This window comes from Rhodococcus sp. IEGM 1409 (assembly GCF_030056735.1).
Taxonomy (GTDB): Bacteria; Actinomycetota; Actinomycetes; order Mycobacteriales; family Mycobacteriaceae; genus Rhodococcus_F.
The window spans coordinates 181616-197705 of sequence record NZ_JASHKN010000008.1 but is presented as its reverse complement, the minus strand read 5'-3'; the positions used below and the strand labels follow the sequence as shown (position 1 = coordinate 197705).

The following is a 16090-nucleotide window of genomic DNA, read 5'->3' as shown; positions in this document are numbered from 1 at the left end:
GCAGCCGCTGCTTGACGATGAACTGAAACCAATCCTAGCTCGAGTATCTGCTCATCCTCGACGCAAGCCCGCGGGGGTCAGTTGTTGCGCGCAAAGTCGGACTCACGCTCCGTGACGAACTGACCTTCCGGGCGCCGTTCAGTCGGGGCAAGGGCGGTCAGGAACGACTCGGCCCATTGATGCACGTCGTGCGTCATGACCTGGCGATGCAGGGCAGCCATGCGGTGACGGCCTTGCATCGGATCCTGATGAACTGCGGTCAGGATTGTATTCTTCACGCCGTCCAGATCATGCGGGTTGACCAGATATGACTGTCGTAATTCCATTGCAGCGCCGGTGAACTCGCTGAGAACTAGAGCGCCACCGAGGTCGCCGCGGCACGCTACGTACTCTTTGGCCACGAGATTCATTCCGTCGCGCATCGGCGTCACGAGCATGACGTCGGCAGCGACGAACAGCGCGATCAATTCTTCTCGGTCGACCGGCTGATACAGGTAGTGAACGACGGGGCGGCCGATCTGACTGTGGTCGCCGTTGATGCGACCCACCTGTTCCTCGATGACACTGCGTAGATCGATATAGTGCTGCACGCGTTCACGACTGGGCGTAGCGAGCTGCACCATCGTGTACTTCTCCGGGTCCAAGCGACCCTCGTCGAGAAGTTCCTTGAGGGCCTGCAGCCGCAGGTCGATGCCTTTGGTGTAGTCGAGGCGATCGACTCCCAGCAGGATCTTCTCGGGATTTCCCAGCTCTTCCTTCAATTCGCGTGCGCGGCGCAACACCGATTCGCTCTTCGACTGGCGCTCGAGTTCGGCGGAATCGACGGAGATGGGAAATGCTCCTACCTTGACGACGCGAGAATCGAAATCCACATGCCCCAGCGCACTTCGCACACCGACGCCTGCGGTTGTCGTCTTCAATCCGAGTAGTTTGCGTGCCAAGAACAGGAAATTGTTTGCGCCGCCGGGTAAGTGGAAGCCGATCAGGTCGGCGCCCAGCATCCCCTTGACGATCTCCTTGCGCCACGGAAGCTGCATGAAGAGCTCGACCGGAGGAAACGGAATGTGAAGAAAGAACCCGATAGTCAGGTCCGGCCGCAGCTCACGCAGCATTGCAGGTACGAGTTGCAATTGGTAGTCCTGCACCCAGACGGTAGCTCCGTCCGCGGCGCAACGCGCGGTTTCCTCGGCGAACCGCTGGTTGACCGCGACGTATGTGTGCCACCACGACCGCTCGAACGTCGGGGCAACCAGAACATCGTGGTAGAGCGGCCACAACGTGTCGTTGGAGAACCCCTCGTAGTACTCGGCGAGGTCCTGAGAGGTCAGTTCGACGGGAAAGAGGCGGAGGCCGTCCACGACTATGGGATCGACCTTCTCGTCTGCGACGCCCGGCCAGCCGACCCAAGCGCCGTCTCGCTGTCGCAGGATGGGTTCGAGCGCGGTGACGAGCCCACCGGGACTTCGCTTCCAGGTCTTGCTTTTATCCTCGTCGGCTGCAGTGTCGTCGATTTCCAGATCGACGGGCAGTCGGTTGGCGACAACGACGAATTCGGAGAGCTTTTCGAGATCGTTACTCACGCCGACATCGGCTCCGCCAGGGTCTCGTCCATGATGGCGGCCGTGGACAAGTACGTGACCGCCTCGGCCACCGAGTCGGTGAACACGATGTCGGCATCCATCTTCAACAGAGCCAGCGGGCGCCTGACGGGGTGCGCTGCGATCAGTGTCCACGGCACACCGAGCCTTCGAGCCTTGGCCGACAGAGTCTCGATGATGGAAAGACCTCCGACGGAGATGAACTGGACGTCCGAGCAGTCGACTACGAACGGGTGACGCTCGCTGATCAGATCATCGACGCAGGCAGCAAAATCAGCTCGGGACTGGACGTCGATCTCGCCGCTGACCACCAGTGACTGAATGTTTTCCGCAGACGTCACGGTGAAAATCGGGGGACTGTCGGCACGCTCATCTGTAGTTCTCGAAAACTCGTTCATCGAAACTCCTGACGGATTGCTCGAAACGGTTCGTTCGAATCGGTCTGGTTCGAAACGGCCTAGTTCGAAACGGTTTCTTGCGAAACCGGGAAACGGCACGGGAAGCAACACGCGAACCGTGCACGTCTTCAACGGCTGGGTGCTCAACCGTGCTGAGTGCTTACCTTACCGCATCACGAAACCCCAGGTGAAAAGCGTTAGATCCGTGAGGAATTCAAGGTCCCGTGAGCGAGGGCTCACGGGACCTTGGTCCCGATGATTCAGGTCGGGCGAGATCAGTCGGTGTCGGTCGCCGGGCCGGTGCTTGTGGCACCGCCCTCGTCGGCCCACGTACGCTCGCCCGACGGATCGGTCTGAACGTCTTTGTGTGCGGTGTCGGTGCCGGTGCCGGTGCCGGTGGTCTGCGGCTCGTCCGTCTGATCGGTGTGGTCGGTGGGATTCTGTTCGCTCATGGTGTCTGCGTTCCCTTCGGGAAGTAGTTGTTCATGTACTCGTCGTTTCCTGCTCACCCGCGAGGGGTACTCAATAGGGGGCAGTGCGTCAGGTCGAATCGACAACCAGCGAAGTCAGCTGTCACCGAAGCAGGAGATTTCACGTGAACCATATGACCGTGACGACCGAACACCTGCGTGCACTGCTGGGCAGCGGCCCCCATTCGGAATTGGTAGCGGTCGGGGGCGAGATCGAGATCTACGTCCCCGATGAAGAAGGGTTCGGTCTCGAGGGTATCTCGCTTGTCACTCGCGAGCAGTTGGCCGAACGCCTGCCTTCCTCGCCCGACAATCCTGACGAAGGCGAACTGCGTATCGCCGCAGAATCGTTGAGCGAGATGATCGCCGAACTCGGCGGCTGAACTCTGCAGAAGCCGACTTCAGATCTGCGGGATCGGATCCGGGGGATACGGGTTCGGTGGCGTCGGAGTGGGCGGCACGGGTGGTGGATTCAGCGGATCGGGTGGTGTCGGCGCGGGTGGTGTCGGCGACCCCGGGTCGGGAACAGGTCCCGGATCCGGGGGTGGGGGAGTGGTCATAAGTGCCGGGTTCCCAAACACGTGCTGAACAAACACCTAGTGTTCGGAACGGCTTTTGATATTTTGCTCGGCGGGTAAATCTTCCACGATGTCGGTCATGGCGATGTGGACGCTCTCTGCAGTGACCGGTGGTTCCATATTGCCGAGGATCATGTGAACGACATCGACGACCGTGAACCGCACCCGATCCGACAGCTCGGCCAGATCGACTCCGTAGGGCGCAGCCAGTTCGATACGTAGTGAACGTATTTCGTGGCCGTCGACAAAGAATTCGATGATGCTCGGTGAGCAGTGGTGTCGAGAACGTATCTCTGCGGCGAGGTGGGCGCGGAGTACGTGATCGCTTACCGACACCGTGCCGAGACGTGGACCCTCGGACGCGTGTGCGTTCAGTGGCCAGCCCGTTGCCGAGGTCGAGCGGAGCGCCCGGATCACCTTGTCGCTGATTCGATCCCACCCTGGTTCCGGGGCATTTCGCAGGACCTCGGATGCGTGCGCCATCAATGCGTCGGTTCGTGATTCGGTCATCGCCACCTCGTCATTCGTTCACTCAGGTTAGCCCGTGCACGATGGTGATGCCCACGCACCGCATCCGGAGTGAGTCTAAGAATCTTTCCGATTTGAACGAACGTGAGCCCCTCCACCTCTCGCAGCGTCCAGGCCGCACGCTGGCGATAAGGCAATTCCCCCAACGCTTCTTCCAGCGCCTCCAGGAAAGCGGAGTTCGAGGTCGTGTCGAATGGACCGGCCTCGGGAGACGGTACAAGAGGGTCGAGCAGCTTGTCGTCGATCGGTTGAGCTCTCTTGATTCGATAGCTGTCCACGATCTTTCGGGAACAGATCGCGAAAAGCCATGTTCGCATCGACGATTCACCACGAAACGAATCGAGTTGACGCCACGCGGCCACGAATGTGTCCTGGACTACCTCGAGAATGTCGCCTTCGTCCGCGAGCATTCGACGTGCATAGCGGTGGAGCGCTGGTCCGTAGTGGTGCACCAGTGACTCGAATGCTTCTCGGTCGCCAAGTATCGCAGCGTCCACTGTCGCGGTATCCAAGCCGTCAGGCGCTCCCGTGAGCCCCTGTGTGTGCGGTAACGCCACAGTCGCTCCTCTCGCGGAAATGCGGAAACTCGGCTGCGTTCGAAGATCGTTCGTCCGGCCGGGGCGTTGAATGTTACGGACCGTAACTAATAAATGTCAGTGATGCACGTCACCCGACTCGGACATTCGGTTTTGTCTTCGAGTCACGACTACACAGGTAGATCGATCAACAGGAGGAGATGACAATGGTCAGCACGCAGGTTGCGACAGCATCTACGAAGGATGTTGCATCATCGAATGACTCGGCTCTGGTGAGCTCGCAAGGAAAGACGTCGATCGCCGACACCGTTGTCTCGAAGATTGCCGGCATTGCCACCCGAGAGGTGAGCGGTGTGTACGACGTCGGCGGCGGAGCATCCCGGGTGGTCGGTGCACTGCGGGAGCGGATTCCCGGCGCGAGTGTCAACCACTCCCAGGGAGTATCGGTCGAGGTCGGCGAAAAGCAGGCAGCGGTGGACATCGACATCGTGGCCGAGTACGGCGTATCGCTCGCGGATCTGGCCACCGGCATTCGCCGCAACGTCATCGCAGCGCTCGAACGGATGACAAGTCTCGAGGTGACCGAGGTGAACATCACGGTTCACGACGTTCACCTCGACGAGGGCAGCGACGACGAAACAGGCGAGCCCAAGACCACACGGGTGCAGTGAGTTCCGAAATCGCTGACACCGTCGCTGCGGCCGTGACGGCGATACCTGGCGTCGCATCGCTTCATGCCGGAATGTTCGGCGAGGTCGGCACCTACCTTCCCGGTCGTCGCGTCGTCGGCGTGCGGGTGACGGAGTCGTCGACCGACGTCCACGTCTGCATCTTCGCCGACGCCGCTGTTCGAGAGACCGCCTTACGTATTCGCCAAGCCATTTCGGGACTCGTTCCTGGTCCCGTGAACGTGACAGTGGAAGACGTAGTAGGCCGCCCGCGCAATGCCTGAGCGTTCTCGCGGTACAGAGCCTGATCGCCGTTCTGCACGAAGAGCGGCGATCAGGAAGCACCACCCCGATGCCGGGGGATCGGCCGACGCGCTCAATCGAGCGCTCGAACGCATCGACCGGGACTTCGCATCCCTGATAGATGTGGGTGTCCGTCCGACGCTGCGCGGCACGATGCGCCAGATAGTCAAACCCGTTCGGGCCCAGTACACCCGGGTGCGCGCTCGGTTACCGGGCGCCAAGACCTATACCGAGATCTGACTCGCACACTTGAACATCATCCACAACGGAGGATTCACATGACCACCTCGACTGTCGGCCTTCTGGCAGGACTACTTCTCGGAGTCGCAGCTGCTGCAGGCGGTTTCACCGGATTCCTCATCGCGCTGGTTCTCGGCGTGGTCGGTTACCTCGTCGGTGGTCAGCGTGACGGTGAGTTCGACCTCGGTGTGATGTTGAAGGGTCGCGGTCGTGGCTGAGACAGCTCTGTCGGAGCCTGTGCTTGGTGAGCCGGGCGAACGCGGAACGCTGACGATTCGAGACAGAGTCGCGCAGAAGTTGGTGCTCGAGGCGACTCGCGGAACGCCGGGGGTGCGTCATCACGCCGGCGGCATGGACAAACTGACCGGGCGCGAATTGCCAAGGGCGCGAGTGCTGGTGTCCGGCAGGCGGGTACGAGCCAAGGTGGACATCGCGATCGAGTGGCCCGGATCCTTGTCGGTCATCGGTACCGCGGTGCGAGACAACGTGACGGCCCAGTTGCAGTCGGTCTCGGGACTGGACGTAGACGGCGTGGACGTGTCGATAGTGAGTGTTCTCCCGGCATCGACCAACGGTGACGCGGGAAGGAAAGTGCAATGACTTCGGACAAGGTCGTACCACCCGCCGCCTCGAGGGTTGCGGCTCCGGTTCCTTTGGCGACGCCAGGGTCGGCGTTCACCGGATTTCTGATCGCCGCGGCGGTACTTGCGCTCGGCGTGGTCGGGATCCGAGACGTTCTTGTGGACACCGGCGCGATCACCGGGTCGCAGTGGATATCAGGTGCTTTCGAATATGTGGACGGGCTCGCCTACCGGGGTTGGATGTTGCCGGCCGGAATCGCGGCCGTCGTCCTCGGCCTGTGGTTCGTGATCCTCGGACTCAAACCGCGGCGAAAGACTGCCAATGCCTTGGTCGGGGTCGTTGATACGTGGATCGATCCCGCCGATGTGGCGGCGATAGCGTCGGTACGCGTCGAGTCGTTGGTCCACGTTCGCTCCGCTTCGTCACACGCGACTCGGCGCAAGCTCGAAGTGAGGGCCTCGGTCACACCCGATGGTGCTGCGACCGCGGAAACGGAAATCCGTGCCGTGCTGGGGCACTTGGCCCAGACGCTGTCACCGTCCCCTCGAATCAAGATTCGCATCCAGACGGGGGAAAGATCATGACCCGAACGGCGACGGTGATCGATCGTGTGGCGACGTGCATCGCAGGACTACTCGCGATGGCGCTGGGAGTGGCAGCGATCCTCTGGAATCTCGACGTGATCAAGGATCTGCCGGCGCGAATCGACATCCCGTGGGCTGAAGATCTCGGCGACCGCTCGTGGTGGCCGTGGGCCGTCGGGGTAGGGGGAGCTCTGCTTGCGCTCCTCGCGTTGCGGTGGTTGATCTCTCACGTGCCACTTCGGCGGGTGAAGGAGATCACGGTTCAGGGGTCGAACTCTCACAATTCGATCACCGCGGATCTGGGTGCGGTGGCCGAAGGAGCGAGTGCATCATTGGAGGACTTCGACGAAGTATCGCGTGTCCGAGGAAAAGCGTTGGTCGACCGCGGAGTTCGAACAATCGATTTGCGGGTGACCTTGAGACGGAGCGTCGTATCCGGATCGGAAACGCTGCCCGAGTTGGTTTCTCGGGTCGCCAACACTGGCGATCAAGTCCAGGCGGTAGTCGGTGATCCGTCCGTGGCGACCAGAACTCGCATCGCCGTGGAAAGTGCGAAACACGATGAGCCGAGAACTCTCTGATCAATCGAGGTTTGAGCCACCTGACGACCGGGTATTGGTAGACCTCCCAATTGCGCACAGAATCATGGATGTTGCTGTGGCACTGTGTGTCACGGTTCTCGTAGCGACTGCGACGTCGATGGTGATCGCAATCGTCGTGATGCTGATCATGTGCGGGTCGGCGAGTGTTGTTCGTCGTATGTGTTGAATAGCCAGTCGTTTTGGTTCTGTCGTGACCACCTGATAGAAAGGTAAGCAGACAATGTGGCTGCTACCGAGTGCACGATCTCCCGCGTCGTGCGGCGGAGAGTCCGGTTGTGTGCAAACGCAACCCGCGATCACGGTCTAGTTGCGCGGGCCGATCGCGCGGAACTCTCCCTTCGCCGGCAGTCTCTCATTGCGCCGTCCCTTACCTCAAGGAGTCACAATGCTCTCACTCGGAATCATCGCCTGGATCATCATCGGCGGACTGGCGGGTTGGATCGGCAGTAAGATCATGAAAACCGATGCCCAGCAGGGAATTCTCCTCAACATCGTGGTCGGTGTCATCGGCGGCCTGATCGGTGGTTTCCTGCTGCGGATCTTCGGCGTCGACGTTCAGGGCGCGGGCTGGATCTTCAGCTTCCTCACCTGCCTGCTCGGTGCCGTCATCTTGCTGTTCTTGGTCAAGGCAGTCACCGGAAAACGCTGACACACATTTTCCAAGGTGTTCGAGTTCGACTAAATCCACGACCGAATCCCACGGCCGAATCCAAGAAGGAGAAATACATGTCTGACTTCATCGACAAGGCAAAGCACCGCGCTGAGGATCTCATCGGCGAGGCGAAGGAAAAGTTCGGAAATGCTACGGGCAACGATGATCTGGCTGCCGAAGGTGTTGCCGATCAGGGCGAGGCAAAGATCAAGAAGGCCGGAGACGCTGTCAGTGACAAGGTCTCGGATATCAAGGACAAGTTCACCAGCTGAGTGAGTTTCGGCGCGGTTGACCGGTAAGTCCGGTCAACCGCGCTTTTGTGTGTCTCCTCGGCCGTTGCGGCTACCGCTATACGCGAACTTCCGGGTTTCCGCGAGCCACTCCGGAAGCATGCGCATGTGGGTCGGCCTGTTCAGAATCGGATCGAAGGTCGGCTGGAGACAATCCGGGTGGTCCTCGACTTCGTCGAGGCATAGATGTCCGATCGGAATCAACTGAAGTTGAATTCTCGCAAGGTAGACGGAGAAGTGCAGGGGGGAATGATCGACGGCCGCCTTCAATGCGGGCAATGAAGTGCCGGTCGGGTGGACGCCACGTGGTGTCACGATCAGCCACGCCGCGGCGCCGCCCGCGCGTGAGTAGGGAACCAGCGTGCTGTATCTCGCGCCGTTCCACGAGAATGCCGGAGCTGGAAACATTTTCGAGAAGGTAGAAAGTCCTGATGTTGCGAGAAGAATGTCCCACGGGATTTCATCGGCGCCGACATCATGCAACCGAAGAGCCAGGCCGAGTACGTCTGGTAGGTCCCCCGGTGTTCCGAGTGCCTTCGACATTCGAGCGGTGACGGTAATCGTCGACGACTCCGATACCGGCCACCAGGGAGTGGCCGGTTTCAATGTTCCCTTCAGTTCGAGCCCGTAAGGGTGGAAAGCCCTGGCCCTGCGCAGCGATGATGCGAATTGGAACGGTGCGCCGATCAGTGTTCCGATCGCGCTCTTGCCGACGGGAATGATCGAATTGATCGTCACGGCATCCTTATCTGATAACTTTCCGCCTGCGAAACGCCCAGACTGGACGGACGTTCAGGCGTATTGACAGGCTTTCGGGCGGCTTCTTGCGGCTTCCCAGTGGCAGTGATTGCTAATCATGTGACGCGCCGTAACAAAAGTCTCGCCGGTCGGGATAATTAGCCAAAGGCACAAATTGGTCGTTATGGTCTGTTTGTCCGTAGCGGTGCGATCGGACCTTCGCCGTCGCGAACTGGCGAGATTGCTACTCGTGATTTGTGTTTGGTGATTGCGCGGAAACAAAAGATGTCGAGGAGACACACTGATGGGCCACACTCGAACCTGGCTGACGCGCGCGCTGGCAATGCCGGTGGCTGTCGCGGTGGCTGTATTACTTCCGCTCGGCAGTGTGGCTTCGGCCCAGGACTTCGAGGACGACTCTGACACTTCGGTGGTCGCCCCAGCCGCTACCCCGATCTCTTTCACCGAACTCGGGCGGGGAACAGACATCGTCTTCTCCTCTGACGACGCGCCCGTGTTGGTGACCGTGCCGGTGCCGGACGGACTGACCGCAACTGCCGTGACCGGCATCCTGACCGCCCCGACCGACTTCAGTCGGGGTTGGCTCGAAGTGACTGCCGACGGCCGGCTGGTGAGCCGCGTCGATTTCGACGCAGGGCAAGCCGGAACCGGTCTACCGATTTCGGTTCCGTTGGAAGGGCTCGAAGTAGTCGACCGTAGCGTGACCGTGTCGATGATCGCTCACCTCGTTCCCGTCGACGACCGTTGCTACGACCGAACGAGATACCTGCCCCTCGCGCTGAGGGATGCCTTTGTCACCTACGACGGTAGCGAGCAGCAGCCGACAACTGTTGCAACTTTCTTTCCTCCGATTTTGAGGAAGGCAACCATCTACGTCACGGACGGCTCGTCGGGGTCGCAGCAGAGTGCGGCATTGCAACTGAGCGCAGCGATTGTCAACAAATACGGAAGTCAGCCCGATGCCGTGGTGGTGGAGCAGCTGCCGAACGGTCAGAGCCTACCGTCCGCCGAGCCGGGACTCTTCGAGCGAGCTGTTGTGCTCGGCACCAGTGGGGACGCCGGCATCGATCTCGCGTCGACTCCGAACGGCTCACCTGTGCTTCGGATCTCGGGTGACGACAAGACCTTGGTTCCCCAAGTCAGTCTCTTGGCGGCGAACTTCGACGGCTACTGGGCGGCGAGCAGAGCGCTTGCGTCGCCGGACAACACAGTCGCCCAGATTTCCCAGGACGCGATCACCGTCGGTCAACTGAAGCTCGGAACGTTGACAGCCTCCGGTCTCAATCACATCGAGGTCGATGTCCCGTTCAGTCAATCGCAGTTGGGGCGTCCGATGAAAGACGTATCGGTAAGAATAATCGGTTCCTATGTGCCGCTGCCGAATTCGCGCAACGGAGAGCTTTCGATCTCGCTCGGGGATACGAGACTTGCCTCGCAAACGGTGAACGAGACCGGGCGCTTCGACATCGGGGTCGATGTTCCGAACGAACTCCTGCGGCGTGAGTTGACGTTCGAGGTCTCGATGGACGTGACTGGCGACTTCCAGTGCGGCACGAGTAGTCCTTCTTCCCTCACCGTCGATCCGGCCAGCATCATCACCTCCTCTACCGGATTTCCGCCGACGCCTGGAGGATTTCAGGCCTTGCCGCAGTCGATGCTGCCCACACTCGACGTCGGTTTGAGTCGAGGTGATTTTGCAGATCTCATTCGAGCTCAGCGCCTCGTTGTCGCGATGCAGCGGTTGAGCTACCTGCCGATGCAACCGCGTGTGCTCCCGTTCGGCGACGCCGCGACCAGTTCTCTGCCGGCGTTGTTGATCGCGGCGGACGGAACCCTGCCCACTCCGGTTGCTCTACCCGTGGACACGGCAGATCAAGGGCTTCTGCGCTTGCAGGGCCTGGAATTCGGTGGGCAATACGGTGCCTTGCAGGTGGTTTCGGGTTCGCACAACGAAGTGGTAGCGCTGACGTCTGAGGGTAATGCGGCCGACGCCGACGGTCTGCTCAACTGGTTGGAAGGCGGGAAGGACAGATTCGCAGAATTGACCGGCGATCTACTGGTAGCGCCTGAAGGCGGCGAGCCGTTCGACATCGGAGTCAACGTCGCGCCGTTGGGCACTGCGACATCCGCCGAAGAGGAGACCGGCCTGAGTGCGGTCACGATCGGCTGGATCGGATTCGGGACCGCGGTTCTGATCGCTGTGGCCGTCGGCGGTGCGCTCGTGGCGAGGCGTCGAGGACAGTGACCGTCACCGATCGCCCGGCCCTGTCCGTTGCGGTCCACGATCTGCCGGGTCGCAAGCCGTGGCGGATGTTTGTTGTCCTCTTCGCGATCTACAGCGCGTTGGGTGTGTGGATGAACGCCGGCATCGGCTTCATCTTCACCGACTCGCTCAGCCGTGTTGCCGCGGTGTCGGCAATGCTGCTCAGCCGTGATCCGCACTTCGCGGCGATCGGATTCGTGTTCACCCCGTTGACGGCGGCCGTCCAGATTCCGATGGGTCTGATGGGCCATTGGTGGCCGGACCTGCTGCGGTGGAACATCACTGCGGTCGTGATGTCCGCGGCGTTCATGGCTGGTGCAGTGATTCAGATACGCGGGGTCAGCCGCGACCGTGGGTGTGCGCGATGGGTCACCGTCGTCCTTACCGTGCTGTTCGCTGTCAATCCGATGATCGTCATGTACGCGGCGAGCGGAATGAGCGAAGCCCCGTTCCTCTTCTTCGTTCTGTGGGCGACACGTCGACTGATTCGGTGGATGCGCAGCGACGACGTACACGACCTCATCGGCGCCGGCCTCGCATTTGCTCTGGCGTACCTCACCCGATACGACGCACTGGCACCGCTTTTTGTCGCGGTGGTGCTGGTGACTGTGGTGAGTTGGCTTCGTTTTCAACCGACCGCGGAGGAGCGGGGCGAGGGCACCGGACCTGGCTTGCGGCTCTGGGCAGCAGCACTCGACGGTGCTGTCGTGATGATGCCGGGATTCCTGGCGTTCGTCTTGTGGTCGTTTGCCAGCTGGCTCATCACGGGTCAAGCGTTCCAACAGTTCTCGTCGGTGTACGGGAACAGTTCCATCCTGGAGCAGGCTGGTGCCGGAACCGGCTCACCGATTGCGCGCCTTGCTTTCTCGATTACCGAAATGGCCCTACTCGGGCCGGCGCTCCCGGTGTTCGCGGTCCTGGCCGTCATCTACGCACTTCGGCGGCGGGACACCGAAGTGGTTGTGCCTCTTGTGCTGTTCGGCGCGATCCTCGGCGCCCAGACGTTGCTCTACGTGATGGGTTCGACGTTTCCCCTTCTGCGGTTCTATATTTCGATCATTCCGCTGTGTTTCGTGCTGGTCGTGCTGATCGCGCCACGCGGCGTTCCGGTTGTCACGCGTCGACCGGGTGCTGCTGCGTCGCGCTCGGTGACGACGTACCCCGAGCCGGTGGGACCGTCTCTGCCTCTGGTGATCTCCCTGTGCTTGCTGGTCGGGTCGACACTGGTCACGTTTGTCGCGATGGGTAATGCGCGGCTCGCAGTGCTCGAGCATTCCATTGCCAGCGCGATCATTCCGGGGCGGCAGAACTTGGAAGAGCAGACGAATCTACGCACGTTTGCGGCCGAGCGCCGCATCGCCGAATACCTGGACGACTTGGATCTGCCGCAGGGTTCGGTTCTGCTAGACACCGTGGAGAGCTATGCCGTCGTCGCGTCGTCGAACAACCCTCGGCAATTCGTCGTGCCCTCCGATGCGGACTTCGTGCGCGTACTGAACAACCCGGCCGAATATCACGTCGAGTACATTCTGTCGGTTCCGAATACCGGTCGTGGTGTGTCGGACGCCGTCAATCGGCGCTATCCGACGATGTACGACACCGGTGCCGGAGGGGTCGGAGCGCTGGTGCTCGAAGTACCCAACGACGGCGGTATGGACCCGTCGGCCTGGCGTTTGTACCGCATCACCGGTGAACGCCAAACGGGTCGATGAGGCAATTCGTGTGGGAGGATTGTCCGTATGACGTGGATGGTTGCAGATGTCTTCTGAAGAAGTGCGTCCGCGTGAGCGTGGCACAGTCCGGCGCCGTGTCGCTTCCGCTGTAGCCGCCGTTGTGACCGTCGCTGCGGTCGTGGGCGTGTTCACGATGCCCGCAGGCGCCGATTCTCCCAAGCAGGTTCGGGTCGGAGCGTCGTCGAACGGACTGACGCTCGACGGTCAGCCGTGGTGGCCTACCGGGCTCAATGCCTATCAGCTGGCCACTGATTGGTCGGTGAACTTCGGCTGCGGCGCCATGGTCGACCTCGACGCGTACTTCGGTTCGCTGCCACCGAACTCCGTCACGCGCTTCAACGCCTTCCAAGCTCTTGCGGTGAACAAGTTCTCCGGAGATATGGATTTCGGCCCGATGGACGCGGTGTTCGACGCTGCGGCGCGACACAACCAGTTCACGATTCCGGTGCTCTCACCCCAGGACAGTGGGTGCGATGACGGGCAGTTCAAATCCAGGGATTGGTACACCGACGATTGGAAGGTCGCGAACCTGATCCCGGGTCGAGCCACCATGAGCTTCCAGGACTGGATGCACACCGCCGTCGACCGATGGAAGAACGAGCCTTCCGTCGCGGCGTGGGAATTGGTGGGGGAGCCGGAGCCAAGTCTGTGTACCGACGGGGCCTGCAATTGGTGGACGAGAACGTGTCCGTCCGATTCCGCGCAGGTGTTGCGGGAGTTCTTCGACACGGCAGGCGCCGAGCTTCGGGCGATTGATCCGAACACCCTGATCACGGCGGGATACGTCGGGGGCGGTCAGTGCGGCACTGCGGGTGACGACTACCGATACGTGAGCGAGTCCGACTTCGTCGACGTTCTGCAATATCACGACTACGGAGCGGACGGGGTACCACTTCCGGGCGATCAGTGGAACGGACTGGCACGTCGCATCGAACAGGCGACGACCGTCGGGAAGCCGTTGTTGGTCGCCGAGACAGGCGAATTGGCGGGCAGTTGTGAATCACTGGCGACCAGAGCCACGAATATCGAGACGAAGCTGACGGGGCAGAAAGCGGCCGGCACGGCAGGGGTTCTCCTGTGGGCGTTCGTTCCGGATCCACGTCCGAACGAATGCACAATGGACATCGGGCCTGGCGATCCACTCTTCGACGTGATCACTTCACTGGCAGGTTAGCGCGGTCTCCGGTCGACCTCTCGGCTATTCGCACAGCCGATATTTGATCACGATTTGATAACAACCTGAACCCTCCGTGGTGATGTGATGATCGTATTTCGTTTGTATTCAATGGCATTCAGTGGCATTCACCTGCGGATAGCCGAACTTGAAAGCCGGTGCGGCGGGGCGGGACCATCGACGCGGCGCCCGCAGGACCTACGTCCGGTAGCACGAGGACGGTCCGATCGGACCGCTGCGGTCGGAAGTTGTGCTGTACCTGCCCCTTTGGTTGACAGGGCGGTCCCGTTCTGATTGACGTCGAAATACGGGCGCGACCGTTCGCCGTGGTAACGGGTAGTGAGCGGAGTTTGGTGCGACCCTCGTGGAAGTGACAATGCGTGGTGGTGTGTAGCTCTCGCGCGCAACGAATTCCGAGTTCGAGTCAACTTGCGACAGCATCAGTCGCCCGGTAGACCTTGTGCGCAGGCTGTACATGCGATGTGAGCTTTCGGTCGTCGAAATGAGGGGACGACCGCTGCATGCGCGTAACGGTAAGTGTGTGGAGCATCGCGTGAGCGGAGAGGTGAACGATGACTGGATACTCTGAACGACCTTTCAAGACTGCGGTGGTACCGGCTGCCGGGATGGGGACCCGTTTCCTCCCGGCCACCAAGACGGTTCCGAAAGAGTTGCTTCCCGTTGTCGATACACCAGGGATCGAGCTTGTCGCGAGCGAAGCGGCGCAGGCCGGTGCGGAACGTCTGGTGATCGTCACTGCGCCGGGCAAGGCATCGGTGGTCGGCCATTTCGTCGAGGATCTGGTGCTCGAGGGCAAACTCGCCGCCAGCGGGAAGCATCATCTACTCGAGCGTGTGCGTCGGGCTCCAGGCCTGATCTCGGTGGAGCCGGTTGTACAAGAGTCTCCGCTGGGATTGGGACACGCTGTCGGTCTTGTCGAATCGGTGCTGGATGCGGACGAGGACTCGTTTGCGGTGCTGCTTCCCGACGATCTGGTCCACCCCTGCGGCGTTCTCGACGCGATGGCGAAGGTGCGTGCCGAGCGCGGTGGTTCCGTGCTGTGCGCGTTCGACGTCGAGCCGGATCGTGTTGGTGCCTACGGAGTGTTCGACGTGCAAGCGCCTGTGGAAGGCGAGGATCCCGATGTGCTCGCGGTCGTCGGCATGGTGGAGAAGCCGGACCCGGCGGATGCTCCGTCCACTCTCGCCGCAGCCGGACGTTATCTTCTCGATCGCGCCGTGTTCGATGCGCTCCGGCGAATCTCGCCAGGTCAAGGTGGTGAGCTGCAACTGACGGATGCGATAGCGCTGTTGATCGCGGAGGGGCATCCAGTTCACGTCGTCGTCCATCACGGCACCCGCCACGATCTGGGCAACCCGGGCGGCTTTCTGCGAGCTTCTCTCGACCATGCGCTCAGTCGCACCGAGTACGGGCCGGAATTGCGAGTCTGGCTCAAGGAACGATTGGATCAGCCCGATCCGCAGCTGACGTACTGAAGAGGCCGCCCATGACACCTGTGGTCGAAATATGTTTTGGTGCAAGAGAATCCGCACCGATTCTGCGTGCGCGCATGTGAACGTCAATAGCCCAGGCTCATTCGGGCACGCCCGCGATCAATTCCCGCTTCTAGGTAGATGCGATTCTGGCAGCTCAGTGTTGATCGATACCGCTGTGTTGATCTATACCGCGGCGGGCGAGTTCGTCCACCAGGGCCTGCGTCGCGATCGTCTTCAGAACCGACGGTGGGGTCGTTCCCGGCCGCGCTTCTTCAGGAGTCAGATAACCGGCGGCTACGAGCACCTCTGTAATCGGAGCGTCGAAGACCTGACATGCCGTCCGCATCGTGTCCTGCGTGGGAGGGCGCTTGGCCGAAAGCCATCGACTCAGTTCGGAAGGTCGAATCTTCAGCGCACGCGCAGCTTCCTGGATGTCGCTGAACGAGCGAAGTTCCAGTTGTTGCTCGACCCATGCGGAAAAACCACTCATAGCGGTCATATTGCCTGAGCCGAGAGGTATATGCCACTTCCTTTCGGCTACAAGTCGAGGACATTTGGATATCTGCCATGTCGTGGCAAAGTTTTTCGCCGGCGATTCGCTTATTTGCAGTTACGCGACGTCGCTGACGGGGACTG

At 61.0% G+C, this 16090-nt stretch carries 22 protein-coding genes; 15 read left to right on the top strand and 7 right to left on the bottom strand.

Features of this window, described 5'->3' with window-relative positions:
* Positions 1 to 77: 77 nt before the first annotated feature.
* From QM716_RS20955 to QM716_RS20945, 3 genes are all read right to left on the bottom strand, one after another.
* The gene (locus tag QM716_RS20955; RefSeq protein WP_283306011.1) at positions 78 to 1580 is read right to left on the bottom strand and encodes an alpha,alpha-trehalose-phosphate synthase (UDP-forming); all 1503 of its coding nucleotides are present in this window, start codon (positions 1578 to 1580) and stop codon (positions 78 to 80) included.
* Positions 1577 to 1996, bottom strand: coding sequence for an STAS domain-containing protein (locus tag QM716_RS20950; RefSeq protein WP_283306010.1), 420 nt, complete (start codon positions 1994 to 1996; stop codon positions 1577 to 1579). Before QM716_RS20950 ends, QM716_RS20955 begins: the two co-directional genes overlap by 4 nt.
* Before the next feature lie 275 nt (positions 1997 to 2271).
* The gene (locus QM716_RS20945) at positions 2272 to 2448 is read right to left on the bottom strand and encodes a PI-type proteinase (RefSeq protein WP_283306009.1); all 177 of its coding nucleotides are present in this window, start codon (positions 2446 to 2448) and stop codon (positions 2272 to 2274) included.
* Between the two features lie 152 nt (positions 2449 to 2600).
* Here QM716_RS20945 and QM716_RS20940 point away from each other — a divergent pair, with 152 nt between their 5' ends.
* Positions 2601 to 2849, top strand: a complete 249-nt coding sequence (locus tag QM716_RS20940; RefSeq protein ID WP_007726566.1) for a hypothetical protein — start codon at positions 2601 to 2603, stop codon at positions 2847 to 2849.
* Positions 2850 to 3062: 213 nt separating this feature from the next.
* On the opposite strand, the gene QM716_RS20935 is transcribed toward QM716_RS20940, so the two are convergent.
* Together QM716_RS20935 and QM716_RS20930 are read right to left on the bottom strand one after the other, a co-directional pair.
* Positions 3063 to 3554: a hypothetical protein gene (locus QM716_RS20935; protein ID WP_283306008.1), complete on the bottom strand. Its 492-nt coding sequence runs from the start codon at positions 3552 to 3554 to the stop codon at positions 3063 to 3065.
* Positions 3551 to 4129 (bottom strand): RNA polymerase sigma factor, encoded by a 579-nt coding sequence (locus QM716_RS20930; RefSeq protein WP_283306007.1) that lies wholly within the window; start codon positions 4127 to 4129, stop codon positions 3551 to 3553. Before QM716_RS20930 ends, QM716_RS20935 begins: the two co-directional genes overlap by 4 nt.
* Positions 4130 to 4314: 185 nt before the next feature.
* On the opposite strand from QM716_RS20930, the gene QM716_RS20925 reads away from it, so the two are divergent.
* The 10 genes from QM716_RS20925 to QM716_RS20880 all read left to right on the top strand — a co-directional run bounded on the left by QM716_RS20925 (position 4315) and on the right by QM716_RS20880 (position 8011).
* The gene (locus QM716_RS20925; protein WP_283306006.1) at positions 4315 to 4779 is read left to right on the top strand and encodes an Asp23/Gls24 family envelope stress response protein; all 465 of its coding nucleotides are present in this window, start codon (positions 4315 to 4317) and stop codon (positions 4777 to 4779) included.
* A complete protein-coding gene (locus QM716_RS20920) occupies positions 4776 to 5060 on the top strand; it encodes an Asp23/Gls24 family envelope stress response protein (protein WP_283306005.1) in 285 nt (94 codons plus the stop codon). Before QM716_RS20925 ends, QM716_RS20920 begins: the two co-directional genes overlap by 4 nt.
* Positions 5053 to 5319: a hypothetical protein gene (locus QM716_RS20915; protein WP_283306004.1), complete on the top strand. Its 267-nt coding sequence runs from the start codon at positions 5053 to 5055 to the stop codon at positions 5317 to 5319. Before QM716_RS20920 ends, QM716_RS20915 begins: the two co-directional genes overlap by 8 nt.
* 38 nt (positions 5320 to 5357) lie before the next feature.
* Positions 5358 to 5537, top strand: coding sequence for a hypothetical protein (locus QM716_RS20910; RefSeq protein ID WP_230816399.1), 180 nt, complete (start codon positions 5358 to 5360; stop codon positions 5535 to 5537).
* Positions 5530 to 5919 (top strand): Asp23/Gls24 family envelope stress response protein, encoded by a 390-nt coding sequence (locus QM716_RS20905; RefSeq protein ID WP_283306002.1) that lies wholly within the window; start codon positions 5530 to 5532, stop codon positions 5917 to 5919. The genes QM716_RS20910 and QM716_RS20905 overlap by 8 nt, the downstream gene beginning before the upstream one ends.
* Positions 5916 to 6485 (top strand): DUF6286 domain-containing protein, encoded by a 570-nt coding sequence (locus QM716_RS20900; protein WP_283306001.1) that lies wholly within the window; start codon positions 5916 to 5918, stop codon positions 6483 to 6485. The genes QM716_RS20905 and QM716_RS20900 overlap by 4 nt, the downstream gene beginning before the upstream one ends.
* Positions 6482 to 7066 (top strand): hypothetical protein, encoded by a 585-nt coding sequence (locus tag QM716_RS20895; protein ID WP_283306000.1) that lies wholly within the window; start codon positions 6482 to 6484, stop codon positions 7064 to 7066. Before QM716_RS20900 ends, QM716_RS20895 begins: the two co-directional genes overlap by 4 nt.
* Positions 7067 to 7130: 64 nt before the next feature.
* Positions 7131 to 7253 (top strand): hypothetical protein, encoded by a 123-nt coding sequence (locus tag QM716_RS20890; RefSeq protein ID WP_283305999.1) that lies wholly within the window; start codon positions 7131 to 7133, stop codon positions 7251 to 7253.
* A gap of 219 nt (positions 7254 to 7472) precedes the next feature.
* On the top strand, positions 7473 to 7736 hold the full coding sequence (locus QM716_RS20885; protein ID WP_283305997.1) for a GlsB/YeaQ/YmgE family stress response membrane protein: 264 nt from the start codon (positions 7473 to 7475) through the stop codon (positions 7734 to 7736).
* 77 nt (positions 7737 to 7813) lie between these two features.
* Positions 7814 to 8011, top strand: a complete 198-nt coding sequence (locus QM716_RS20880; RefSeq protein ID WP_283305996.1) for a CsbD family protein — start codon at positions 7814 to 7816, stop codon at positions 8009 to 8011.
* A 33-nt stretch (positions 8012 to 8044) separates the two neighbouring features.
* On the opposite strand, the gene QM716_RS20875 is transcribed toward QM716_RS20880, so the two are convergent.
* On the bottom strand, positions 8045 to 8767 hold the full coding sequence (locus tag QM716_RS20875) for a hypothetical protein (protein ID WP_283305995.1): 723 nt from the start codon (positions 8765 to 8767) through the stop codon (positions 8045 to 8047).
* A gap of 304 nt (positions 8768 to 9071) precedes the next feature.
* Here QM716_RS20875 and QM716_RS20870 point away from each other — a divergent pair, with 304 nt between their 5' ends.
* The 4 genes from QM716_RS20870 (at position 9072) to QM716_RS20855 (ending at position 15454) form a co-directional block, all read left to right on the top strand.
* Positions 9072 to 11033, top strand: coding sequence for a hypothetical protein (locus tag QM716_RS20870; protein ID WP_283305994.1), 1962 nt, complete (start codon positions 9072 to 9074; stop codon positions 11031 to 11033).
* Positions 11030 to 12763, top strand: a complete 1734-nt coding sequence (locus QM716_RS20865) for a glycosyltransferase family protein (RefSeq protein ID WP_283305993.1) — start codon at positions 11030 to 11032, stop codon at positions 12761 to 12763. The genes QM716_RS20870 and QM716_RS20865 overlap by 4 nt, the downstream gene beginning before the upstream one ends.
* A gap of 46 nt (positions 12764 to 12809) precedes the next feature.
* Positions 12810 to 13958 (top strand): cellulase family glycosylhydrolase, encoded by a 1149-nt coding sequence (locus QM716_RS20860; protein WP_283305992.1) that lies wholly within the window; start codon positions 12810 to 12812, stop codon positions 13956 to 13958.
* A 572-nt stretch (positions 13959 to 14530) separates the two neighbouring features.
* Positions 14531 to 15454, top strand: coding sequence for a UTP--glucose-1-phosphate uridylyltransferase (locus QM716_RS20855; protein ID WP_283305991.1), 924 nt, complete (start codon positions 14531 to 14533; stop codon positions 15452 to 15454).
* 154 nt (positions 15455 to 15608) lie between these two features.
* Here the strand turns inward: QM716_RS20855 and QM716_RS20850 are convergent, their stop codons facing one another.
* Positions 15609 to 15944: a helix-turn-helix domain-containing protein gene (locus QM716_RS20850; RefSeq protein WP_283305989.1), complete on the bottom strand. Its 336-nt coding sequence runs from the start codon at positions 15942 to 15944 to the stop codon at positions 15609 to 15611.
* Positions 15945 to 16090: the final 146 nt, after the last annotated feature.